Here is a 21,779-nt window from a genome sequence, read left to right on the forward strand (position 1 = left end):
CTCGCCGGCGAGGCGGTCACTGCTCGGCGGCGACCACCTCGAGGACCTGGTCGCCGAACTTGGCCAGCTTGCCCTGACCGACACCTGCCACGGTCCCGAGCTGGTCCAGGCTGACCGGCGCCAGCGCGGCGATCGCGCGCAGGGTCGCATCATGGAAGATGACGTACGCCGGGACGCCCTGCTCCTTGGCGACCGAGCCCCGCCAGGTCCGCAGCCGTTCGAACAGCGGCGCCGCGGACTCGGGGAAGTCGGCCGGGGCGGCGGCCGGTTGCCGGCTTCCGCCCGGCGAGCGGGACGACGAATGCCGGGCCGACGGTGCCTCCCGTCGCATCAGCAGCTTCCGCTCGCCGCGCAGCACCTCGCCGCTGCGTTCGGTGAGGGCGAGCGTGCCGTACTCTCCCTCGACGGCCAGGAAACCACCGGCCAGCAGCTGCCGGACCACGCCGCGCCACTCGGCCTCGCGCAGGTCGGCGCCGATGCCGAACACGGTCAGCTCGTCGTGCCGGAACTGGCTGACCTTCTCGGTGCGCTTGCCGAGCAGGATGTCGATCGACTGGCCGGCGCCGAACTTCTGACCGCGCTCCTTCTGCAGGCGGACCACCGTGGAGAGCAGTTTCTGCGCCGGCACGGTGCCGTCCCACGACTCCGGCGGCACCAGGCAGACGTCGCAGTTGCCGCATTTCTCCGGGTTCTCCGCCTGGCCGAAGTAAGCGAGCAGCTGTCCCCGGCGGCACGTGACGCTCTCACACAGCGCCAGCATCGCGTCCAGATGCCGGGCCGCGTTCCGGCGGAACCCGACGTCGCCGTCCGAACTCTCGATCATCTTGCGCTGCTGCACCACGTCCTGCAGCCCGTACGCCAGCCAGGCCGTCGACGGCAGGCCGTCCCGTCCGGCACGGCCCGTCTCCTGGTAGTAGCCCTCCACCGACTTCGGCAGGTCCAGGTGCGCGACGAACCGTACATCAGGCTTGTCGATCCCCATGCCGAAGGCAATTGTCGCCACCATGACCAGGCCGTCCTCGCGCAAGAACCGCGACTGGTTGGCCGCGCGGGTCCGGGCGTCCAGACCGGCGTGGTACGGCAACGCGGGGATCCCGTTCTGCGACAGGAACTCGGCGTGCTTCTCCACCGACGCGCGGGACAGGCAGTAGACGATGCCGGAGTGCCCGGCGTGCTCGGTGCGCAGCAGCTCCAGCAACTGCTTGGCCGGCGAGTTCTTCGGCACGATCCGGTACTGGATGTTGGGCCGGTCGAAGCTGGCCGTGAAGTGGCGTGCCTCGGTCAGCTGCAACCGGGCGGCGATCTCGTCCCGGGTGGCCGGGGTCGCGGTGGCGGTCAGCGCGATCCGCGGCACGTCCGGCCAGCGCTCGTGCAACATCGACAGGTTCAGATAGTCGGGCCGGAAATCGTGACCCCACTGCGACACACAGTGCGCCTCGTCGATCGCGAACAGCGAGATCTTGCCCCGGTCGAGCAGCCGCTGCACGCCGGCCGTGCCGAGACCCTCCGGCGCCACGTAGAGCAGGTCGAGCTCGCCCGCCACGAACTCCGCCTCGACCAGCCGCCGCTCGTCGAGATCCTGCGACGAATTCAGGAAGTTCGCCCGCACACCCAGCGTGCGCAGCGCGTCCACCTGGTCCTGCATGAGCGCGATGAGCGGGGAAATCACCACCCCGGTGCCCGGCCGGACCAGCGCCGGGATCTGGTAGCAGAGCGACTTGCCGCCACCGGTAGGCATCAGCACCAAGGCGTCGCCACCGGCGACGACGTGCTCGACGATCTCGCTCTGCTGGCCGCGGAACGACGGATAGCCGAAGACCCGGTTGAGGGCGTCGACGGCGTCGGAAACAGGGATCGGGGGAGCCGAGGTCACCCCGCGATAGTAGAGAGCCGAACCGGAGATCGTCCGATGCCTGTGGATAACTATGGTGTGACGCCGGCGAGGCCGACCAGGTCCAGGATCTGCCGCGCCGGGCTGCCCGGCGCGGCGACAAGCGTGAGTGGCGCCTCGTCGACGTGGCTGCCGGCGACCAGATGCAGCGCGGACACCCCGGCACTGGACAGGTGCGTCACCCCGGAGAGGTCCACGGTCATCGGCACGGAGCCGCCCCGGCTGCGCCGCAGCAGCTCCTGACGCACGTGCGCGGACGAGGCCGCGTCCATCGGGCCGTCCAGCTGGACCCGGGCCTCGTCGCCGCCGGGCAACTCGGTGATGGTCAGCTCCGCCACCTTCCGCACCACCGGTGACGGCGCGTCGAAACTGCTCAGCAGCCGCGCCGGCCGGCTCAGCGGCTGCCGGACCGTCGCCACCGTCCCGTGCGGGCCCGGCTCCACGCGCAGGCTCTGCACCAGCTGGGCGGTCAGGGCAAGACCGCGGCCGCGGACCGGCTGACGCTCCGGGACGCGCCAGCCGCCGTGGTCGGTCACGGTCGCCTCGACCAGCCCGTACGCCGTCAGCGTCGCGTGGATCTCGATGACGTCCTTGCCGAAGTCGCCTCCGAAAGCATGCTCGATCGCATTTGTCGCGAGTTCGCCGAGCGCGTGCTGGAGCACGAAGACATCGCCTTCGGCGGCACCGGCGGCGGACAGCCACGCCCCGATCCGCCGGCGCGCGAGGCGCAGGGCACCCGGCTCCGCCGGAAGGTCGACGGCCAGGTCGGGTACGGGCAGGACGCGCTGAGCAGCCAGCAGAGTGATGTCGTCCGCGTGCCCACCGGCACGGACCAGCAGCTCCACCGTCTGGGTGCAGACCCGCTCCGCCGCGGTCGCGTCCGGGTCGTGTAACGCCCGCCCGGCCGCCGCGTCGGCCGCCACCTGCGCGAGCTCGGCCGCGCCGTCCCCGGCACCCGGCCGCTCCAGGATGCCGTCGCTGTGGAGCAGCAGCATGTCATCGGGGCCGAGCCGGGCGGTCCCGATCGGGAACCTGCCAGCGGCGCCCAGCGGCACCCCGCCCGTCGCCGGCAGATACCGCGTCCCGCCCGACGCCGTGATCACCAGCGGAGGCGGATGCCCCGCCGTGCAGTACGCCATCTCGCCCGTCGCCGGATCCAGCGTCACCAGGCAGATCGTGGTCGCGTGGGCGGCACGCACCCGGTGCGCCACCCGGTCGGCCGCGGCGAGCGCCTCCGGGATGCCCGCACCGGCGTCGAGACGTTCCTGCAGCACCGCCCGGAGCCGGCCCATCACGCCGGACGCGGTGACCCCGTGCCCGACCACATCGCCGACGACCAGGGCGACCCGGCCGTCCGGCTGGGACACCGCGTCGAACCAGTCACCGCCCGCCGCCGTCTCCGTGTCGGCCAGCAGGTAACTCGCCGCCACCTGCAGGCCCGGCAGCACGGGCAGGCCGGCCGGCAGAAGCTCCCGCTGCAATGTGGCCATCACGTCACGGTTCTGCTCGTACCGCCGTCGCAGCCGGTCCGCCTCCGCCTCGGCGGCGATCCGGGTACGGGCCAGCTCGGTCACGTCGAAACCGGCCCCGATCACGCCCCGCAGGCCGCCGCCGGCATCCCGCCACGGCACGATGGTGAAGGTCGCGTACATCTCGTGCACCGAACCGTCCGGCTGCGTGAGGTGCGCCCGCCACTGCCGGCCGTTCACCGGCTCGCCGGTCCGGAGACCTCGTAGTACGCGTCCACCCACTGCTGACCGGCCAGGTCCGCGATCACGTCACGGATCGGCCGGCCGATCAGCTCGCGACCGGGCAGCATCGCGCGGGTGGCGGCGTTGCACGCGACGAGCGTCAGGTCCGGGCCCTCGCACACGACGAGAATGAAAGGCAGCCGATCGACGGCGCCGACCATCGCCTCGATCTCGCTCGCGCCCGGAAGGTCCACGCCCGTCACCACCCCATCCTGCCGGAGCCGGCGGCAGAAAGACCCCATCGGTCACTCGCCCGCGCACCCTGTTCGCTCCGCGTCTGCCTGCTCCGCTTCTGCCTACTCCGCTTCTGCCTACTCCGCCAAGGGCAGGTCGATCGTGTGCGCGGTGTGGGAGGCCTTGACGCTGAGGTATCGCACGTTGGCCGCCGACACGTGCACCCCCGTCGGGATTCGCTGCGATACCTCGATGCCCAGCCCGGTCAGCTGCGCCGCCTTGTCCGGGTTGTTGCTGAGCAGCCGCACCCGGTCCACCCCGAGGGCCAGCAGCATCTGCGCGGCCGCGGTGTAGTCACGCTCGTCCTCGCCGCGGCCCAGCGCCACGTTCGCCTCGTAGGTGTCGAGCCCGTCGTCCTGCAGCGCGTACGCGTCCAGTTTGGCGTAGAGGCCGATACCGCGACCCTCCTGCCGCAGGTACAGCAGGAACCCGCCCTGGTCGGCGATCCGTTCCACGGCCTCCCGCAGTTGTGGGCCGCAGTCGCAGCGCTGACTGCCGAAGACGTCACCGGTGAGGCATTCGCTGTGCGGGCGCACCAGCGGCGCCCGCCCGCCGGCGGCCGACTTGGTCAGGGCCCGCTGCCAGTCGCCCAGCCCGAGCGCGAGATGCTCCTTGCCGTCGGCCAGCCCGTCGAAGGTCATCACCCGTGCGCTGGTGGTGAAGCCGTCCGGGAAGCGCAGCGGCACCGTGACCTGCCGCCGGATGGTCGCTTTCACCACAGCTGCCGGGGCTTCGAACATCGGTCCTCCTCGTTGGTTCCCGCCGGGCCGGCGGGGTTGGCCCGCCCGGCCACCTCGTTGTCTGCCCAAAGATCGTCGGCGGCATGCTCGCCGACTATCGTGGGTGGGTGGCTGAGCGTCCTTACATCCTTCTGAGCTGTGGAATGTCGATCGACGGCTATTTGGACGACGCCTCCGACGAGCGGCTGCTCCTGTCGAACGACGCCGACTTCGACCGCGTCGACGACGTCCGCGCCGGCTGCGACGCGATCCTGGTCGGCGCCTCGACGATCCGCCAGGACAACCCGCGGCTGCTGGTCCGCTCGACGGAGCGCCGGGCCGCCCGGGTCGCCCGTGGCGACGACCCGGACCCGGTCAAGGTCACCGTAACCAGCAACTGCCACCTCGATCCACAGGCATCGTTCTTCGTGACCGGCGGCGCGGCCAAACTGGTCTACTGTGCGACGTCCGCGACGGCCGAGGCGCGCGCGAAACTGAGCACGGTGGCGACCGTGGTGGACGGCGGCGACCCGGTCGACGTGCGCCGCGTCGTGGAGGACCTGGGCGCCCGCGGGATCCGCCGGCTGATGGTCGAGGGCGGCGGCCGCATGCACACCCAGTTCCTCAGCGCCGGCCTCGCCGACGAGCTGCAACTGGTGGTCGCCCCTTTCTTCGTGGGCGACGCCAGAGCACCTCGCTTCGTCCATGAGGGCGACTTCCCCTGGGGCCCGAAGAACCGGGCAACCCTTGCCGAGGTCCGCCAGATGGGCGACGTGGTCCTGCTCCGCTACGCCCTCTCCACCCGCTTCACCGCAACCTGACCGCCGGCCACCCACCGCCGCGGGGCCCGGGCCGGTGCCGCCCACTGAGCCCACCCGCCCTTCACCCGCCGTCGCGCTCCCACCCGCTCTGCCTGGTGTTCCTGCGCAGCGCTTCTCGCCGTCCGCAGGAGATTCGTCCGGGGCTCCTACGGGCGGCGCAACTCCGTCCGTGGTCTGCATGAACGGCGCCGCTGCCGGGCCGGCGGGTGGTGACGGGTGGATCAAGCGGCGACACCGCCGGAGTAGGCGGGCTGGCGGACCACCGTGCGCCGGACCACCGGGATCGGCGCCGGCACGATGAGCGGCCGGGCAGCCATCACCGGAGCCGGCGAGACCGGCGCAACGGCCCGTACCGCGACGGTGTCCGCCACCGGGTTCAGTTCTCGCATCGGCGAGTGGCCCGTCACCGGGTTCAGTTCTCGCATCGGCGAGTGGCCCGTCACCGGGTCCAGTTCTCGCGCCCGCGAGCGCGCCATCACTCGGAGCAGCACGATCGCCGCACCCGGCGCCGCGGCCACGAACGCCAGGATGCCGTAGGCGACCGCGATGGTCAGTCCCTGCGCCGCACTCAGGCCCGCCGCACCGAACGCCCAGGCCATCACCCCTTCACGCGGTCCCCAGCCGCCGACGTTGACCGGCAGCCCCATCGCGATCAGCGCGAGCAGCAGTAGGGGAGCGAGCTGCAGCAGGGAGGCAGCGCTACCCGCCGCACGCGCCGCCACCAGGAACGTCGCCAGGTGCCCGGCCAGCACCGCGGCCGACGCGATCAGCACGGCCGGACCGTTGCGCCGCGACAGCAGACTCACGCGAATCTCGGCGACACCGGTGCGCGTGGCCCGGGCCGCCCGGGAGGCACCCCGCCGCAACCGACGCATCGCGATCGTCGCGAGGCCGCCGGCCACCAGGACCGCCACGCCGGTCACGGCGACCCCGGCGGCGTGGTCCTTGAGCAGGGACAGAACCGGAGACGGTACGAGCAGGAGCACCAACCCGCCCACGACGAGGAGTACGAGCTGTCCCGCAGTCCGCTCCAGGACAACCGCCCGGACACCGCGCCCCAGATCCCCTTCGTCACGACCGTGGCGGACCGCCCGCCCGACGTCGCCGAGCACTCCGCCCGGCAGCGCCGCGTTCAGAAAGAGTGCCTGGTAGTAGTCGGCGGTGGCGGCCCGCAACGACAGCTTCATACCGAGGCCCCGGGCGACCAAGCACCAACGCCAGGCGCTCAGCACCGTGGTCGCGGCACCGATGGCCAGCGCCGTGACGAGGGCGCCGGTGTCGAGGACTCGCAACCCGTCCAGGAACGCGCCGGTGCCCAGTCGCCAGAGCACCACAGCCAGAATGCCGGCGCCGCCGAGCAGTCGTGCCCAGGCCCAGATCGATCGCGTCACGGTGCAGTCCCCTCGTCGTTCTCGAGGACTAGTACGCCCGATGCGCGGCCCACGGTTCAGTTGAAGATCGAGTTGTTCAGCACATGGAAGTCACGCGAACGTCGCCACCAAGTCTTGATGACCCACCGAGGTGTGCGGCACAGACCCGAGCCGGCGCACCAGGTAGGCCCCGATCGGCAGCTCCGGCCGCTGCTCCCCGGCCGCCCCGGCCCACCCTTTCAGCCACTCGGTGGTCAACGCGGTGCGGGCCGGGCCCAACCGCCACGCGCTGGCGCCGGTCAGCACCCGGGCACCGGCCTTCTCGAACGCGGCGGCCGCGAACGCCGGCGCGTCCGGCCCCAGCAGACGCCGCCCGCCGACCTCGCGCCGCTGGTGCTCGTTGAACGCCGCCTCCACCTCCCGGTCGAGCGGGTCGTCCGGAGCCATCCGCACCTCACCGGTCACCGAGAGGGTGAAGAGCACGCTCACCCGGGCCTCGGCGCAGACGGCGACCAGAGCCTCCACCTCCGCGGCGGTGAGCACGTCGAGCAGTGCCGAACAGGTGACCAGGTCGACGTCGGTCAGATCACCCGGCGTCAGCTCGGTGACGTCGCGCAGGTGGGTGTCGACCGTGACCTGCGGTGGCATGCCCTCGGCAGCGAGTGGCAGCAGCGCCGGATCGCGATCCGTCATGATCCAGTGCTGCGGCAGCGGCAGCCGGGGCGCCAACCAGCGCCCCATCGACCCTGTCCCGCAGCCCAGATCACGGATCACCCGGATGCCTGCCGGCAGCTCTTTCAGCAGGCTGGCGTCCCGGGCCTCGGCGTCGGCGGGCTCGCGCAGGGCCAGCCAGTCAGGACTGAACTCTCCGGTCATGTTCTCTCCGTCCGTCATGGCCGCGCCGGCAGCGGCGGCCTGTCAATCGCTGGTGCGGCAGGCGAGGTTCGCCGCCACGTGACCTGTCGTTGTGTCCCGGTCCCGGGTGGCCCGTCGTTTGCCGGCGGGCCGGGAGCGGTCCGCTCGGTCTGTCATGCCGTCGGGTTGGGCGATGGTTTCAAAGATGCCGTTCCCGCCTTGTCCGGTCATCGTGCTCCAAGGCGGATAACACCGGCATCACACATGCTGTTAGGCCGGTGTCATGGCCGGTCGAGTAGCGTCGAAGCGGTCGGGACGGAACTCGACGCTGACGGATTCGATCCATCTCGGCATGCTGAGCCTTGGTCCGTTTCGTCTTGGTCCGCCTCGGCTGGGTGCGGCTCGGTTCGGTCCTGGGCCAAAACCTCGGCGACGCGCCGGGCGGTCTCGTCCCAGCCGGTCAGGCGGTCGCGGCGGACGAGCGCTGCGGCACGCAGTTGTGTCCGTAGCCCAGGGTCGGTGAGCCAGGCGCGTAGTGCGGCGGCGAGCGCGTCCGGGTCGTCCGGCGGCACCAGCATGCCGGGCGTCACCGTGCCGCGGCCTGCGTCACCAGCGTCGTTGCCCGCGTCGTCGCCTGTGTCACGGGTGCCGCCGTCCGCGTCACCGGCCGAAGGTGCGGCCACGCCGGCGGCCAGGCTGGTCACGGGCACCGTGCCGAGCGCCTCCGGCACGCCGCCGACGTCGCTCGCCACCACCGGCAGCCCGCGGGCGAGGGCTTCGGTGACAACCATGCCGTAGGTCTCGGCGCGAGAGGGGAGGACGAAGAGATCCGCGTTCGCATAGGCGTCGCCGAGCGGCGCACCGGTGAGCGGGCCGGTCAGGCTGACCCCCGGGACGAGGTCCGGGACGACCGGGCCGGCGCCGACCAGGGTGCAGTTCCACGTCAGGTCGGTGAGCTGCCTCAACGCGGCGATCAACACGTCCTGGCCCTTGCGGTGGGTCAGCGACGCCACGTTGAGCAGGCGGTTACCGGCGGGGGAGGGGTCGGCCGGTGCGGCGGGGTCCACGCCGGGCGGCGCCACGTGCACACCGGACAGGCCGTGCAGCGCTTCGATGCGGCGCGCTGCCGGGGTGCTGGTGGCGATCACAGCGGTGGCCAGGTGCAGGGCGCGGTGTTCCAGGGCCGACCGTTCCGCGGCCTCCGCTGCGGACAGCCCTGTCTCGTCAGCCAGTGGAAGGTGCACCAGGATCACCAGCCGCAGGCGGTCGGTGTGCGGCTCGAGGACATGGGGGATACCGCAGGCCACGAGGCCGTCGAGCAGGACGGTGCCGTTGTCGGGCACCTCATGGAGAACCTCGCCGACGGCATGCTCCCCGGTGCTGCCGGGGCGGGGCCAGTCGCCGGGGACGGCGCATTCCCGTACGAGAAAGGGGTTGGGAAGTGTGGAGAGCCGCCGCAGCACCTCGCGGTCGTAACGGTTGCCCCCGCTCGGTGCTGCCGGGTCGTCGACGCCACCCGGCAGCACCACGTGCAGAATCACAGGTCGCGCTCGTAGCTCGCCCACGCGATGTGCGACTCGTGCAGAGTGACCGAAATGCTGGTCAGGCCGTTCGCGCCCGGGCCGAGTTCACCGGCCTGAACCCGGACGGCGAGGCGGTCGGTGATCACTTTCGCCAGGAACTCGGTGGAGGTGTTGACGCCCGAGAACTCCGGGTCGTCGTCGAGGTTGCGGTAACTGAGGGTGGAGCAGATGGTGCGCAACTGCTCGCTTGCCCGCCCGATGTCCACCACGATGTTGTCGTCGTCCAGCTCAGGCCGGCGGAACGTCGCGTCCACCACGAAGGTGGCGCCGTGCAGGCGCTGAGCCGGTCCGAAGACCTCGCCGGAGAAGCTGTGCGCGATCATGATGTGGTCGCGGACGGTGACGCTGAACAAGTGATCGTCTCCTCGGTGTGCGGATGTGCGGATCTACGGTTACCCGTCCGGGAAAGATCAATTCCCGGTGGGGTAGTCGATGACGTGGCAGAGAGCCGGCCGGGTGCCGCCGGTCAGTTCGGGGAGCACCTCGGGCAGGTCGTCGAAGTCCGAGCGGCCGCTGATCAGCGTTTCGAAACGGGGGTCTTTCAGCAGCTTCAGGGCGAGAGCGAGCCGTTCGGCATAGGTGCGGTGGCGGTCGGGCCGGATGCCGCCGACCTGGCTGCTGCGGATGGTCAGCCTCCGCGAATGGAAGAACTCACCCAGGGGCACGGCGACCGGCGCGTCCCCGTGCCAGCTGAGCTCGACCACCGTGCCCTCGGGCCGCAGCAGCTCCAGGGACCGGCTCAGGCCGGCAGTGGTGGCACTGGCGTGGATCACCAGGTCGCGATCGGTGTCGGCCTGGTCCGGGTGCGCGAACTGGATCCCGAGTGACGACGCGATGCCGGCCCGGCTCGGGTCGGTGTCGGCGAGCTGGACATCAGCACCGGGGAAGCCGGCCAGGACGGCCGCGACCGACAGCCCGATCATGCCGCCCCCGACGACCGTGATCCGGTCTCCGATCTGGGGATTCGCGTCCCAGACGGCGTTCACCGCGGTCTCCACCGTTCCGGTGAGTACGGCCCGGTCCGCCGGTACGCCCTCCGGCACCACCGTCACACTCGTGGCCGGTACCACGTAGTGAGTCTGGTGCGGGTAGAGGCAGAAGACGGTCCTGCCGACGAGGCGGTCGTCACCGGCCTCGACCACGCCGACGTTGAGGTAGCCGTACTTCACCGGCCCCGGAAAGTCCCCGGCCTGGAACGGCGCCCGCATCGTCTCCCACTGACTTTGCGGGACGCGGCCCTGGAAGACGAGTGTCTCGGTGCCGCGGCTCACCCCGGAGTGAAGGGTCCGGACAAGTACCTCACCCGGGCCGGGATCGGGCAGGTCCTCGGTGCGTATCTCGCCCGATCCCGGGCAAGGCATCCAGAAGGCGCGGGCCGATTTCGACAAGAGGTCGTCCTTTCCGTGAACCGAACTTCCCCGGAGAGCGTGTCAATCGGGGACAGCGGCTAAACCCTACGTCCAGGAGGACTGGTGACCATCAGTACCGACACGACCACGACGAGTCCGTCACGGGCTCCGCTGGCCGGGTTCGCGGCTCAGCTCCTCCTCCTGGTCGTTCTCGCCGCTTCCGCCGGTCTGAGCAGCTGGGGTTGGGTGGCGGGGGTCGCGTTCGGTGTCGTGCTCTGCGGTCTGCTGCACCGCGCCGCCCTGCCGTCGCTCGGGTGGGCGAATCTGATCACTTTCGGACGCGCCATCCTGACGGGTGGAGTTTTCGCCCTGGTCGCCACGTCCGCCTCCGGCGTCGCCGTCCCGGCTCTCCTGCTGGTCACCATCGCGACTGTCGCGCTGGCCATGGACGGCGTCGACGGGCAGGTGGCCCGGCGCACCGGAACGAGCACCTCGTTCGGCGCCCGCTTCGACATGGAGGTGGACGCGTTCCTGATCCTGGTGCTGAGCGTGTCGGCCGCCATCGAGCACGGCTGGTGGGCCCTGGCGATCGGCGCTTTCCGGTACGTCTTCGTCGTTGCCTCGTGGCTGTGGCCGTGGCTGAACGCGCCGCTGCCGCCCCGCTTCGGGCGCAAGGTGGTGGCCGCTCAGCAGGGTGTGATGCTGGCCGTCGTGGCGAGCGGCCTGCTGCCGGGGTGGCTGGCCGTGGCCACTCTCGGGGTGGCGCTGGGATCGTTGACCTGGTCGTTCGGTCGCGACGTCGTCTGGCTCCACCAGGCCTCCCGGGTCCGCGAGACCGCACGCGAGCGCTGGTCCGCCACGCTCGTCACCCAGTAGTCCGCGCCGGGTGAGCCCTCAGGCGACCCGGGCGATGGTGCCCGGCGGCGCCGGCGGGACGGCGTCCGGATGCAGGATCGCGGCGATCGCCTCCACCCCGTCGACCAGGCGGGGGCCCGGCCGCACCACCAGGCCGTCGCCGTCGATTGCCCAGATCTGCGCTCCCGGGAAGTGCGGCCGCACCGTCTCGGCCTGCCGGATCGCGCCCTCCAGGTGATATCCGCACGGCGTGACCAGCACGATCTCCGGCTGCGGGGCGGTCAGCTCGGCCCATGTCACCTGCACCGACCGCTGCCCGGCACGCGCCGCCACCGGCCGACCACCCGCCGCCTCGATCAGGTCCGGGACCCAGTGCCCGGCCCCGAACGGCGGATCCACCCACTCCACCACGGTCACCTTCGGGCGCGGCCGCCCCTCGACCGCTGCGGCAACCCGCGCCAGGCGTTCCTCCAGCTGCGACAGCAGGTTCTGACCCCGTTCGGGTACGCCCACCGCGCCGGCCACCTCGATGAAGGTGTCGAGCACCTCCCGCAGCGTGTGCGGGTCCAGCGAAAGCACGTCGGCCCGGCAGCCCAGATGTGTCAGCGCGTCGTCCACATGGCCCGAGGGCAGCGCGCACACCCGGCACAGGTCCTGCGTCAGAATGAGGTCCGGCGCCAGGCCGGCCAGCGCGTCGGCGTGCAAGGTGTAGAGGTCGCCGCCGGCCGCCATCTGCGTCCGGACATAGTCGTCGATCTCGGCCGGTGTCATGGCCCTGGTGTCGCGGCCGCCGACGACCACGGTCTTCGTGGAGCGGGCCGCAGCCGGCTCGTCGCACTCGAACGTCACACCGACGAGGTCGTCACCGAGCCCGAGGGCGTAGACGATCTCGGTTGCGGAGGGCAGCAGGGACACGAGGCGCATGCCCCCATCCTGCCCCCTGTTGGCGGCTACCACTCGCTTCCTTCAGGGCGGTAGGCCGAAAGTCTGAGATCGGGTGCGACAAATACGACCCTGGTCCGATGCGTCAGAGGTACGGGCGGCGGCATGCTGGCTGACATCGCCGCTGCTGCCGAACGTTCCGGCCGCTGATCGCCGGTGCTGCCCGTCGCCCACGCTGGAGGAAACGATGACCGCCTCACCTGAAGTCGCGGCGCCGCTCGCCCATGCCGACACGCTCGTCCTCGACTACCTGGCCGCGCTCTGGGCGGCCAGTGAGGACCTCACACCCGAGACGCGCGACGAACTGATGAACACGGTGACCGGCTACATCGCACTGCGACGGGATCTCGCCGACGACCCTGCCCAGGTGATCATCCGCCTCGGTCCACCGGAGCAACTGGCCGACACGGTGCGCCGCGGCGGCATGCCGAGTCATCTCCGTCTTCCCGGCCCGCTGACACCGGCCCGTCCGGCACCGCGATCACCCGCTCGGACGACCGGCGGCGGTGCCGAGCACGCGGCGATCGCGCTGCTGCTGGTCGGTGGCTTCGTTCTGCCGGTGGTGGGCCCGGGCGCCGGCATGCTGATCGCCACCGGGTCGTCGAGTTGGAGTCCGGCGCAGAAAGCGGCCGGCTGGGTGCTCACCACCGGCGCGGTGGCCGGGGCCCTGATGACCGCGCTGGTGGTGGCTGGGGTCAGCAGCGGGCTCGGTCTGCTGGTGCTCTACCTCGGCGCCTGCGCCGGCTCGGTGATCGCCGGGCTCGCCCTGCTCGCCGGGCTGCGCCAGAGCGATTAACTCGCCGGGCCGCGCCGACCGATCAGCTCGCCGGGCCGCGCCGACCGATCAGCTCGCCGGGCCGCGCCAGGCCGATCAGCTCGCCGGGCCGCGGCAAGCCGATCAGCTTGCTTGGCTGCGTCAGGGCGATTGGCTTGCCAGGCTGGGCCAGGCCGATCAGCTCGCCGGGCTGCGTCAGGCCGATCAGGCAGTGGGACGACCTGCGATGTGGTCCTGCGGTCGCCGCGGTCAGGGAACGTGCAGGTGGGCTGCCACCGGGAGGTGATCACTGCCGGTGCGCGGGAGTGTCCGGACGTCCAGGACGGTCATCCCGCCGGCCATCACGTGGTCGATCCGGGCCAGGGGAGTGGCGGCCGGCCAGCTGAAGGCGAAACGTGAGTCCGAGGTGTTCAGGCGCGACAGGACGGGGGTGAGCACCCGGTCGTCCACGGTGCTGTTCAGGTCGCCCAGCAACAGGATCCGATGGAGAGGCTCGGCGGCCAGCGCGGCGGCGAGTTTGCGGCCGCTCTCGTCGCGGCGGGCCGTGTCGAAGCCGGCCGGGTTGAGGCGTACGGACGGCAGGTGCACGACGTAGACCGCGATGTCGCCGTGCGGGGTGCGGGCGACGGCGCGCAGGCCACGGTTCCAGTCGGCGCCCAGCGAACGTGGCCGGATGTCCAGCGGGCCCGACTCGACGAGTGGGTGCCGTGACCAGAGGGCGACCGTGCCGTGCACGGCGGAGTGGGGGTGCGTGGCGCGCAGCGCCTCCTCGTAGGCGGGCAGGGCGGCAGGGACGATCTCTTCCAGGCCGATCAGGTCCGGGCCGGAGCGCAGCAGGGCACGGGCGGTGCCGGCCGGGTCCGGGTTCTCGTCGCTGACGTTGTGTTGCACGGCGACGAGCTGATGCGGACCGGTCGATGCCGGCAGCAGCCGGTCGCCGAAGAGCCCCAGCCAAACGACCAGGGGGAGGAGAGCGACGACGAGGGCACGCAACGAACGGAACCAGGCACGGGCCAGCAGCAACGGGATTGCCAGGCCCAGCCAGGGAAGGAACGTCTCGAGCAGACCTGCGGACGGCACGGCCCCGTGGAAGAGCAATAGGGCAGCAACGATGATCGACACCCGCGCCATGGTGGCAGGCCTGTGCACATCTGTGGGTGCGACAGACGCGGGCGGCGGCTCGGTGGGCGCCGTCCACGGGTGTTGCCGCGGCTCCGAGCCGGGCGGTTGCCGGGCCTCCTCGACGGAGATCCGGGTGGATGCGGCCTTGGCGGTGGGTGGTGATCAGGCGTGCGTTCGGAGGATTTCGCCCAGGACGGTGTCCCAGACCGCGCGTGGGGGCAGTTCGTGTCCTACACCGTCGAGCCAGACCAGGCGGGCGCCCGGTATGGTGGCTGCCAGTTCTTTCGGGTGCTCGGCGGGGAAACGCTGGTCCAAGGTGCCGTGCAACACCACGGTCGGTGCCGTGATGCTGCCGAGGCGTTCGCGGATCGGTGGGCCGTACCCCGCCGTTCGATGATTGCGACGGCCTGTCGCCAGATCCGCCGTGCGGTCGAAGATTCGCTCGGCGAGCCGGCGTAGGTGCGGTTCGGCCGCCGTGAACGGGCCGCCCTGAGCCCGGATCTCGGTGATCAGCCGGGCGACGGCGGTTCTGCGGTCCGACCAGTCGAGCTCGGGAACGGTCCGGACGGCAACACCCGGCGACCCGGTGCTCCACGCGTCAACGCCCGCCGAGCCCGTTGCCCGATCGGGCGCTGAAGCCGGTGCCTCACGCGCCACGGATGTCGGCGCCTCGCGTGGCACGGATGCCGACGCGTCACGCGGCAGGGAGGCCCGCGCGTCACGGGGCACGGAGGCCCGCGCGTCACGGGGCACGGAGGCGGGTGCCTCACGGGATGCCGCGCGCGGTCGCTCGGCTTCTCCGCGCGCGGTGTCCGAGGGTCTCGCTTCGCCGGACGACGAGGTCGTCGCTTTCACCTGTTGCCGGACGGGAGCGGGTCGGTCGATCAACGGCGGCGGCGGGTCGGCGTCGCCGGAGCCGGCGCTTGTGGAGATCAGGGTAAGGCTCAGCACGCGCTCCGGGTGGTCGACCGCCATGCGCTGTGCGATGCCGCCGCCCAGAGAGAAACCGACCAGGTGAGCGGCAGGCAGTCCGAGCACGTCGAGTACGCCCAGGGCGTCGTCGCGCAGGTCCAGCCCCGTGTAGGCGGGGGAGCCGATGGGGAAGCACGTGGACCGCCCGGTGTCCCGGTGGTCGTAGCGGACCACGAATCGGCCGCCGGCGGCGAGGCGCCGGCAGAACTCGTCGTCCCACCAGTCCATCGAACTGGCGTCCCCGGCCAGGAGCAGCAGCGGGTCGTCGGTAGCTTCGCCGAACGTCTCGACACATAGCTGGATGCCGTTGACCGGCAATATCGTCTCGGTCACCACGGCACCAGTGTGGCGATGCTCACTTGCGGGCACGTTAAATGGACATCACATCGCGGGTCCCATCGCGGATCTTGCTGAGCAGCGTGTTGTCGCCAAGGGATGCTGCCGGGCGTGTCACGGCGAGTGGGGCACTCCGCTGTTCGACGACGCGACGGACGCGGCTGCGCCGGGGCGTTGCGATCGAAGACGGCCAGACCGTTGCCGGCCTGGCCGTCGCGTCGCCTAGTGGCGACTGGGTGCGGGTGCGGCGGTAGCCCGTGCCTGGCTCCGGACCACCCGCAGGCTGACGGCGGTGAGGCCGAGGGCGAGGACGAACAGGGTCAGGTGCAGGTACGGGTTCACGATCGGCACGAAACCGATGATCGCGACCGGGATCTGCACCACGGCGATCAGTGCGGCCAGCAGCCAGCGGCGGCCGCCGCTCCAGAGCAGCGCGGTCCACACCGGCGCCGAAGCGACCAGCAGGGTCAAGCCGTCCAGAAGTGCGTGCAGGGCAGGGCTGTGAACTCTGTTGTGCGCGAACGCCTGCGCGGGCGCGGCGATCCAGAGACCGGCCAGGACGAGGGTGAAAACGACAGCGGCACGACGCATGGGGGTCCTCCTGCGTTACTAGACCGTTGCTCGGAGTAATCAACGTACAGAACACCCATCCCGCCAGTAAAGCCTCACGGCTATTCATTCGCGCCAGGATGCAATCTCACCTTCCGTATTCACGGCTCAGGCCGTTCGGCCGGTTGGACACTCTGTGTAATGGCGACTAGCCTGCTCTCATGCGGCTGGCGGAGATGGCGATGACGATGGCGCTCACGGTGGGTATTTCCGGTGTTTCTTACGTTGCGTACAACCCGGAGAAGTTGAAGGGCGATGCGCAGACGGTTGCGGACCGGGCCACCTGCCGGACCGTGGACACCGCGATCGTGGGTTACGTGAGTGTCAACGGGGAGGCGCCCACGTCCATCGAGCAGCTCTACGGCTGGGTGCGGGGCGACATTTCCGCGTACCGCATCAAAGAAGGCCTCGCCGCCGGACCGGGATGCGCCGCCGCCTGATCGGATGCGCCAACGTCGCGGCATGGCTGGTGAAAGGTCGTTCGCCGCCTCCGGTGACTCCGCGTACCAGGGACGTCCTACGATCGGTGTGTACACCGGACATGACGGGAACGGGTGACGATGGAGACGTTGGAGTTCCAAGCAGAGGCGCGCCAGCTGCTGCAGCTGATGGTCCACTCGATCTATTCGAACAAGGACATCTTCCTGCGCGAGCTGATCTCGAATGCGTCCGACGCGCTGGACAAGCTGCGCCTCGCCAAGCTGCAGGACGGCCTGGAAGCGGACACCTCCGACCTGCACATCGAGATCGAGGCGGACAGCGAGGCGCGAACGCTGACCGTGCGTGACAACGGCATCGGCATGACCCGCGAAGAGGTCGTCGAGCTGATCGGCACGATCGCGAAATCCGGCACCGCCGAGCTGCTGACCAAGCTCAAGGAGGCCAAGGAGAGCCCCGAGCTGATCGGCCAGTTCGGTGTCGGCTTCTACTCGACGTTCATGGTCGCCGACCGGGTCACGCTGGTAACGCGCAAGGCCGGAACCGAGGGGCACGGGACGCGCTGGGAGTCGGAGGGCGCGGGCACCTACACGATCGACGACGCGGAGAACGCGCCGGTCGGCACCACGGTGACGCTGCATCTGCGGCCGAAGGACGAGGACGACGCCCTCTACGACTACGCGGACACGTGGAAGATCAAGGAGATCGTCAAGCGGTACTCCGACTTCATCGCCTTCCCGATCCGGATGGCCGCCGCCCCCGCCGAGGAGGGCGCGGAAACCCCGGAGCCGGAGACGCTGAACTCGATGAAGGCGCTGTGGGCGCGACCCCGCAGTGAGGTCAGCGACGAGGAATACCACCAGTTCTACCGGCATATCAGCCACGACTGGACCGACCCGCTCGAGATCATCAACATGAAGGCGGAGGGCACCTTCGAGTACGAGGCGCTGCTCTTCATCCCGTCGCGTGCGCCGTTCGACCTGTTCCAGCGCGAAGCCCGGCGCGGCCTCCAGCTCTACGTCAAGCGCGTCTTCATCATGGACGACAGCAAGGAGCTGATCCCCGACTACCTGCGCTTCGTCAAGGGCGTGGTGGATGCGGCCGACCTGTCGCTGAACATCTCCCGCGAGATCCTCCAGCAGGACCGCCACATCCAGATGATCCGGCGCCGGCTCACCAAGAAGGTCCTTTCCACGATCAAGGACCTGATGAGCAGCAACCCGGAGAAGTACGCGACCTTCTGGCGCGAGTTCGGCCGGGCGGTGAAGGAAGGCCTGCTCAGCGAGCCCGACAACCACCAGCCGATCCTCGAGATCGCCTCCTTCGCGACCACCGCCGGCGATGAGCCGACCACCCTTGCCGCCTACGTGGAGCGAATGAAGGAAGGCCAGGAGGAGATCTACTTCCTGACCGGCGAGAGCCGCTCCCAGGTTGTGAACTCGCCGCACATGGAAGCCTTCAGCGAGCAGGGCTACGAGGTGCTGATCCTGACCGACCCGGTCGACGAGATCTGGGTGGACGCGGTCACCGAGTTCGACGGCAAGAAGCTGCGCTCCATCGCCCGCGGCTCGGTCGACCTGAAGAAAGACGAAGAGACGAAGGAACCGGAGGGTGACTTCGGCCCGCTGCTCGGCTTCCTCACCGAGAAGCTGGACGAGCACGTCAAGGAGGTCCGTCTGTCGCACCGGCTGACGACCTCGCCGGCCTGCCTGGTCAGCGACGCGAACGACATCACGCCCGCGCTGGAGAAGATGTACCGGGCGATGGGCCAGGAAGGCCCGCGGGTCAAGCGGATCCTCGAGCTCAACCCGAACCACCCGCTGGTGGTCGGGCTCCGTGCCGCCCACGAGCGCGGCGCGGAGGACTCGGCCCTGCCGGACACCGCGGAGCTGCTGTACGGGACCGCGCTGCTCGCCGAAGGCGGCGACCTGGAGGACCCGGCACGCTTCGCCAAACTGCTCGCGGACCGGCTGGCGCAGACCGTCTAAAGCTCTTTCAGCCAGTCACGGGGGCCGGCGTGCGCGACACGGACGCCGGCCACCCGGATCGCTTCCCGAACGGCGGTCAGCACGTCGTCGTCCCTGGCCAGCCTCACGGCCAAGGCCCCGTGGAAGGCATCGCCCGCGCCCGAGGTGTCGGCGGCCTCCACGCGCGGCACCTCGATCTCCCCTGATCGCCCGGCGCTGAACCATTGCACCGGTTCGGCGCCGTGGGTGATCACCACGTGCGGTGCTATCCCGTCGACGGCCGCATGGGGATGTCGGAAGTCGCCGGAGCAGGCCACCACCTCGGCGTACGGCAGGATCTCCGTGAAGACCGGCCGCCAACTGCCCGCGTCCACGACCAGACGGCGAGCCGCTGTCGCCGCCGCCACGGCCAGGTGGGGATGGTGGCCGTCGACAAGCGTCAGATCCGCTTCCGGAAGCCCGGCGGCGGGGACGGCCACGGTGCGGCTGCCCGCGTTGCGGCTGACGATCGTGCGCTCGCCCGTGCCCGCGAGGACGGTCACCGCGGAGACCGGTGGCGGCCCGGTGTCATGGGGCGCCGCGTCGATCAAGGTCACCCCGTGAGCCGCCAGGTCGGCGCGGATCAGCGCGCCGAGCGGGTGCGCGCCGACTGCGGTCACCAGCGTGACCTCCGCGCCCAGGGCGGCAGCGGTGACGGCGGCGTTCGCGGCCGGTCCGCCCGCCGCCACCTCGACGGACTCGGACTGCACCTTCTCGTCGACGCCCGGCAGCCGGTCGACCCGTTGCACCAGGTCCACCGTCGCCAGCCCGACGCAGAGAATCCGCACGGTCATGGACGCCCGCGATCAGTCAGGGTTGACATCGCCTGCCGGGACCGTCGTGTGCAGGCCTGCTCGTGGCCGCCACCGGCCCGGAGAGGCCGGCGAATCCCGTCCATCCCGCCTTTGTCGCGCGGGGCTGCGGGACTTGTCAGCCGTTGGCCAGCTCGGAGAAGAACGTGCCGATGTTGCGGAAGATCTGGGCCACTCCGTCGCCGAGGCTGCGTGCCACGTCGGCGGCCTGACCGGGGTTCGTGCCGATCCAGAAAACCAGCAGGAACAGCAGGACCCAGCCGAGGACCTTCTTCATCATGTCCTCCGATTCCCCTGATAGGCCACGCGCGATCGTGACACACGCTCGCGACCCGGCGGGTGCGGCGCGCCGGAGCAGACGGCAGCCGCCCGATGTGTCGCGGCTGGTGAGCCGGCCGATTGCCGCCACATAGCGGCATGGAACCCCTCATGACGGGCGGGCGGTGCGCGGTCGTCTCGGGCTCGGGCCGTTTTCGGGCGATGTCGTGTGCTCAGGGAAATCGCCAGGGCGATTGTCGAGCGGCGATGCGCTGTCGTCGGGCAGGGCTGCTCGGGCGGCGGCCAGGATGCGGTCCGAAAGGTCGGTGCCGGCGGTCGCCCGGGAGAGGATCAGGGCGCCGACCATCGTGCTGAGGGCGGCGAGATCGGGCTCGCCGGAGGTGCCCAGGTGGCGGGCGAAAGCCTCGACACCCGCCGCGTAAGCCCGCCGGGTCTCCTCGCCGCCGGCCGCCCGCGCGACGTCGCTCCCGAACCCGGCCGAAGGGCAGCCTGCCCCTGCGTGATCCCGGTGATCAGCGGAAAGATAGGCGTCGAGAAGGGCAGCTCTGCCGGTCGGGGTGGTCGTCCGGCTGGTGAACGAATCGATCGTCTCGCCGTCACCCGATGCTGATGACGTCGTGGTGGCGACGATGCTTGCGTCATGGCTGGCCGGGCACTCGGGTCCGACGGTGTCTGCGCTGAGCGGCGCATCGCCCACGGCCTGCGGGTGCACGGCCTCGGTGCTGGTCGGCGTGGTGGCATCCCGGCCGTCGGCGTGGGCGTGACCCACGTAGCGCAGCGGCGTGTCGGCGCGCGGATAGCTGAACGTAAGCCCGAGTGCGGCCGCCTGCTCACTGAAGGCCTCGCCCACGGCCTCGGCGGCCAGAGCGTCCTTGGACGCGAAGTGCTTGTAGAAGCCGCCGTGGGTCAGCCCGGCCTCAGCCATCACGTCGGCGACGCTCACGCCACCTATGCCCCGCTCCCGGAAGAGCCGCGCCGCGGTAGCGACGATGCGCTCCCGATTCTGCTTCGCCTGTGCCTGCGAGACCCGTCCCATGCGCCCACTATAGATGAGAGGCGTCATCTATAGCTTGCCAATTTTAGATGATGGTCCTAATCTAAGTGGCATGGAACTCGCCAACGCAGTCGCAGTCGTCACCGGGGCCAACCGTGGGTTCGGCTGTCACCTCGCCGCTCAGCTGCTGGGGCGAGGCGCCAAGGTCTATGGCGCCGCCCGGCATCCGGGGAGCATCAGCCTGCCGGGCGTGACTCCGCTCCGGCTCGACGTCACTGATCCGGAGTCGGTGGCGCGTGCGGCAGCGGAGGCCGCTGACGCCACCCTGCTGATCAACAACGCCGGTGTCTCGGCCGGCCAGCCGCTGATCGGCGGCGACCTCGACGGCAATCGGCTCGACATGGAAACCAACTACTTCGGCACCCTGTCCGCCACCCGGGCGTTCGCGCCCGGTGATCGAGGCCAACGGCGGGGGAGCGATCCTCAACGTGCTCTCGGTGCTCTCCTGGTTGCACCCCGCAGACCTGGGCTCCTACTCGGCGGCGAAAGCGGCGGCGTGGGCGCTCACCAACTCCAGCCGCGAACTGCTGGCGCCCCGGGGGATCACGGTGACCGGGTTGCACGTCGGCTACATGGACACCGACATGGCGGCGTCCGTCCCGCCGGAGCACAAGACCGACCCCGCCGTGGTCGCGAAACTGGCGCTGGACGCCGTCGAGCGGGGGGACCGCGAAGTGCTCGCCGACGCGCTGACCGAGCAGGTCAAGGCGAGCCTGGCGGGCTGACCCGCGAGATTTCGCGGTCGGGACACAGTGGGACGGCCGCGCTGAGCAACCCTCGGGCCTGGGGTGGGGGTCTGGGTGAGCGCGTGGTGGGCGGCGAAGAACGGGTGCGCTGCGCGTGACCTCGACGAGTCCGTAGGAGCAGCGGATAGCCCAAGGTCGTGGGCGGCATATCCACCGGCGACGTCTACGGCCCGGCGTGCAGGGCCAGTCGCGGCACCGGCCTGAGCCCGAGACGGGCCTGAGCCCGAGACGGGCCTGAGCCCGAGACGGACCTGAACTCA

Annotated in this window: 21 protein-coding genes and 2 pseudogenes; 7 read left to right on the forward strand and 16 right to left on the reverse strand. The window is 70.7% G+C overall.

Going from position 1 to position 21,779, the window contains the following annotated elements:
• Positions 1-16: 16 nt before the first annotated feature.
• From recQ to ribA, 4 genes are all read right to left on the reverse strand, one after another.
• Positions 17-1,873, reverse strand: coding sequence for a DNA helicase RecQ (gene recQ / locus LPA41_RS24865; RefSeq protein WP_229073184.1), 1,857 nt, complete (start codon positions 1,871-1,873; stop codon positions 17-19).
• A gap of 50 nt (positions 1,874-1,923) precedes the next feature.
• Positions 1,924-3,600 (reverse strand): SpoIIE family protein phosphatase, encoded by a 1,677-nt coding sequence (locus LPA41_RS24870; RefSeq protein WP_229073185.1) that lies wholly within the window; start codon positions 3,598-3,600, stop codon positions 1,924-1,926.
• On the reverse strand, positions 3,597-3,845 hold the full coding sequence (locus LPA41_RS24875) for a PAS domain-containing protein (protein ID WP_229073186.1): 249 nt from the start codon (positions 3,843-3,845) through the stop codon (positions 3,597-3,599). The genes LPA41_RS24870 and LPA41_RS24875 overlap by 4 nt, the downstream gene beginning before the upstream one ends.
• A gap of 108 nt (positions 3,846-3,953) precedes the next feature.
• The gene (ribA, locus tag LPA41_RS24880; RefSeq protein ID WP_229073187.1) at positions 3,954-4,616 is read right to left on the reverse strand and encodes a GTP cyclohydrolase II; all 663 of its coding nucleotides are present in this window, start codon (positions 4,614-4,616) and stop codon (positions 3,954-3,956) included.
• Positions 4,617-4,723: 107 nt separating this feature from the next.
• Here ribA and LPA41_RS24885 point away from each other — a divergent pair, with 107 nt between their 5' ends.
• Entirely contained in the window at positions 4,724-5,416 is a 693-nt protein-coding gene (locus tag LPA41_RS24885) for a dihydrofolate reductase family protein (RefSeq protein ID WP_229073188.1), read from the forward strand.
• A gap of 479 nt (positions 5,417-5,895) precedes the next feature.
• On the opposite strand, the pseudogene LPA41_RS24890 reads toward LPA41_RS24885, so the two are convergent.
• From LPA41_RS24890 to LPA41_RS24910, 5 genes and pseudogenes are all read right to left on the reverse strand, one after another.
• Positions 5,896-6,849: pseudogene (locus LPA41_RS24890) on the reverse strand (lysylphosphatidylglycerol synthase transmembrane domain-containing protein); the annotation flags it as partial.
• Between the two features lie 48 nt (positions 6,850-6,897).
• Positions 6,898-7,662: a class I SAM-dependent methyltransferase gene (locus LPA41_RS24895; protein ID WP_229073190.1), complete on the reverse strand. Its 765-nt coding sequence runs from the start codon at positions 7,660-7,662 to the stop codon at positions 6,898-6,900.
• Positions 7,663-7,922: 260 nt separating this feature from the next.
• Positions 7,923-9,182 (reverse strand): glycosyltransferase family 4 protein, encoded by a 1,260-nt coding sequence (locus tag LPA41_RS24900; RefSeq protein WP_229073191.1) that lies wholly within the window; start codon positions 9,180-9,182, stop codon positions 7,923-7,925.
• A complete protein-coding gene (locus LPA41_RS24905) occupies positions 9,179-9,577 on the reverse strand; it encodes a 6-carboxytetrahydropterin synthase (protein ID WP_229073192.1) in 399 nt (132 codons plus the stop codon). Before LPA41_RS24905 ends, LPA41_RS24900 begins: the two co-directional genes overlap by 4 nt.
• Before the next feature lie 57 nt (positions 9,578-9,634).
• Positions 9,635-10,612 carry a zinc-binding alcohol dehydrogenase gene (locus LPA41_RS24910; protein WP_229073193.1) on the reverse strand — a complete coding sequence of 326 codons (978 nt, stop codon included), beginning with the start codon at positions 10,610-10,612 and terminating at the stop codon, positions 9,635-9,637.
• Positions 10,613-10,696: 84 nt separating this feature from the next.
• Here LPA41_RS24910 and LPA41_RS24915 point away from each other — a divergent pair, with 84 nt between their 5' ends.
• Positions 10,697-11,449: a CDP-alcohol phosphatidyltransferase family protein gene (locus LPA41_RS24915; RefSeq protein WP_229073194.1), complete on the forward strand. Its 753-nt coding sequence runs from the start codon at positions 10,697-10,699 to the stop codon at positions 11,447-11,449.
• 18 nt (positions 11,450-11,467) lie between these two features.
• Here LPA41_RS24915 and LPA41_RS24920 read toward each other — a convergent pair whose 3' ends face one another.
• Positions 11,468-12,352 (reverse strand): ABC transporter substrate-binding protein, encoded by an 885-nt coding sequence (locus tag LPA41_RS24920; RefSeq protein ID WP_229073195.1) that lies wholly within the window; start codon positions 12,350-12,352, stop codon positions 11,468-11,470.
• Between the two features lie 205 nt (positions 12,353-12,557).
• Here LPA41_RS24920 and LPA41_RS24925 point away from each other — a divergent pair, with 205 nt between their 5' ends.
• Positions 12,558-13,166 (forward strand): hypothetical protein, encoded by a 609-nt coding sequence (locus LPA41_RS24925; RefSeq protein ID WP_229073196.1) that lies wholly within the window; start codon positions 12,558-12,560, stop codon positions 13,164-13,166.
• 228 nt (positions 13,167-13,394) lie between these two features.
• Here LPA41_RS24925 and LPA41_RS24930 read toward each other — a convergent pair whose 3' ends face one another.
• The 3 genes from LPA41_RS24930 to LPA41_RS24940 form a co-directional block, all read right to left on the reverse strand.
• Complete coding sequence (locus LPA41_RS24930) at positions 13,395-14,267, reverse strand: endonuclease/exonuclease/phosphatase family protein (protein ID WP_229073197.1); 873 nt, start codon at positions 14,265-14,267, stop codon at positions 13,395-13,397.
• A gap of 162 nt (positions 14,268-14,429) precedes the next feature.
• Positions 14,430-15,572 carry an alpha/beta fold hydrolase gene (locus LPA41_RS24935; protein WP_229073198.1) on the reverse strand — a complete coding sequence of 381 codons (1,143 nt, stop codon included), beginning with the start codon at positions 15,570-15,572 and terminating at the stop codon, positions 14,430-14,432.
• 225 nt (positions 15,573-15,797) lie between these two features.
• A complete protein-coding gene (locus tag LPA41_RS24940) occupies positions 15,798-16,166 on the reverse strand; it encodes a hypothetical protein (RefSeq protein ID WP_229073199.1) in 369 nt (122 codons plus the stop codon).
• A gap of 179 nt (positions 16,167-16,345) precedes the next feature.
• Between LPA41_RS24940 and LPA41_RS24945 the strand changes: the two genes are divergently transcribed.
• Both LPA41_RS24945 and htpG read left to right on the forward strand, forming a co-directional pair.
• Positions 16,346-16,624, forward strand: coding sequence for a hypothetical protein (locus LPA41_RS24945; protein WP_229073200.1), 279 nt, complete (start codon positions 16,346-16,348; stop codon positions 16,622-16,624).
• A gap of 114 nt (positions 16,625-16,738) precedes the next feature.
• The gene (htpG, locus tag LPA41_RS24950; protein ID WP_229073201.1) at positions 16,739-18,610 is read left to right on the forward strand and encodes a molecular chaperone HtpG; all 1,872 of its coding nucleotides are present in this window, start codon (positions 16,739-16,741) and stop codon (positions 18,608-18,610) included.
• Here htpG and LPA41_RS24955 read toward each other — a convergent pair.
• The 3 genes from LPA41_RS24955 to LPA41_RS24965 all read right to left on the reverse strand — a co-directional run bounded on the left by LPA41_RS24955 (position 18,607) and on the right by LPA41_RS24965 (position 20,755).
• Positions 18,607-19,422: a PfkB family carbohydrate kinase gene (locus tag LPA41_RS24955; protein WP_229073202.1), complete on the reverse strand. Its 816-nt coding sequence runs from the start codon at positions 19,420-19,422 to the stop codon at positions 18,607-18,609. The two genes, htpG and LPA41_RS24955, sit on opposite strands and share 4 nt — an antisense overlap.
• 136 nt (positions 19,423-19,558) lie before the next feature.
• Positions 19,559-19,717 (reverse strand): hypothetical protein, encoded by a 159-nt coding sequence (locus LPA41_RS24960; protein ID WP_229073203.1) that lies wholly within the window; start codon positions 19,715-19,717, stop codon positions 19,559-19,561.
• Positions 19,718-19,867: 150 nt separating this feature from the next.
• Positions 19,868-20,755, reverse strand: a complete 888-nt coding sequence (locus LPA41_RS24965) for a TetR/AcrR family transcriptional regulator (RefSeq protein WP_229073204.1) — start codon at positions 20,753-20,755, stop codon at positions 19,868-19,870.
• 70 nt (positions 20,756-20,825) lie between these two features.
• Here LPA41_RS24965 and LPA41_RS42740 point away from each other — a divergent pair.
• Both LPA41_RS42740 and LPA41_RS42745 read left to right on the forward strand, forming a co-directional pair.
• Positions 20,826-21,113, forward strand: a pseudogene (locus tag LPA41_RS42740) (SDR family NAD(P)-dependent oxidoreductase); the annotation flags it as partial.
• A 52-nt stretch (positions 21,114-21,165) separates the two neighbouring features.
• On the forward strand, positions 21,166-21,498 hold the full coding sequence (locus LPA41_RS42745; RefSeq protein ID WP_308036611.1) for an SDR family NAD(P)-dependent oxidoreductase: 333 nt from the start codon (positions 21,166-21,168) through the stop codon (positions 21,496-21,498).
• Positions 21,499-21,779 lie beyond the last annotated feature (281 nt).

Source organism: Actinoplanes sp. DH11 (assembly GCF_020873875.1).
In the GTDB taxonomy this organism is placed as follows: domain Bacteria; phylum Actinomycetota; class Actinomycetes; order Mycobacteriales; family Micromonosporaceae; genus Actinoplanes.

Coding starts and splice junctions, on each gene's coding strand:
- ribA (WP_229073187.1), bottom strand. CDS start 4,616: ATGTTCGAAGCCCCGGCAGCTGTGGTGAAAGCGACCATCCGGCGGCAG.
- LPA41_RS24895 (WP_229073190.1), bottom strand. CDS start 7,662: ATGACCGGAGAGTTCAGTCCTGACTGGCTGGCCCTGCGCGAGCCCGCC.
- LPA41_RS24920 (WP_229073195.1), bottom strand. CDS start 12,352: ATGCGCCTCGTGTCCCTGCTGCCCTCCGCAACCGAGATCGTCTACGCC.
- LPA41_RS24925 (WP_229073196.1), top strand. CDS start 12,558: ATGACCGCCTCACCTGAAGTCGCGGCGCCGCTCGCCCATGCCGACACG.
- LPA41_RS24940 (WP_229073199.1), bottom strand. CDS start 16,166: ATGCGTCGTGCCGCTGTCGTTTTCACCCTCGTCCTGGCCGGTCTCTGG.
- LPA41_RS24945 (WP_229073200.1), top strand. CDS start 16,346: ATGCGGCTGGCGGAGATGGCGATGACGATGGCGCTCACGGTGGGTATT.
- LPA41_RS24955 (WP_229073202.1), bottom strand. CDS start 19,422: ATGACCGTGCGGATTCTCTGCGTCGGGCTGGCGACGGTGGACCTGGTG.
- LPA41_RS24960 (WP_229073203.1), bottom strand. CDS start 19,717: ATGAAGAAGGTCCTCGGCTGGGTCCTGCTGTTCCTGCTGGTTTTCTGG.
- LPA41_RS24965 (WP_229073204.1), bottom strand. CDS start 20,755: ATGGGACGGGTCTCGCAGGCACAGGCGAAGCAGAATCGGGAGCGCATC.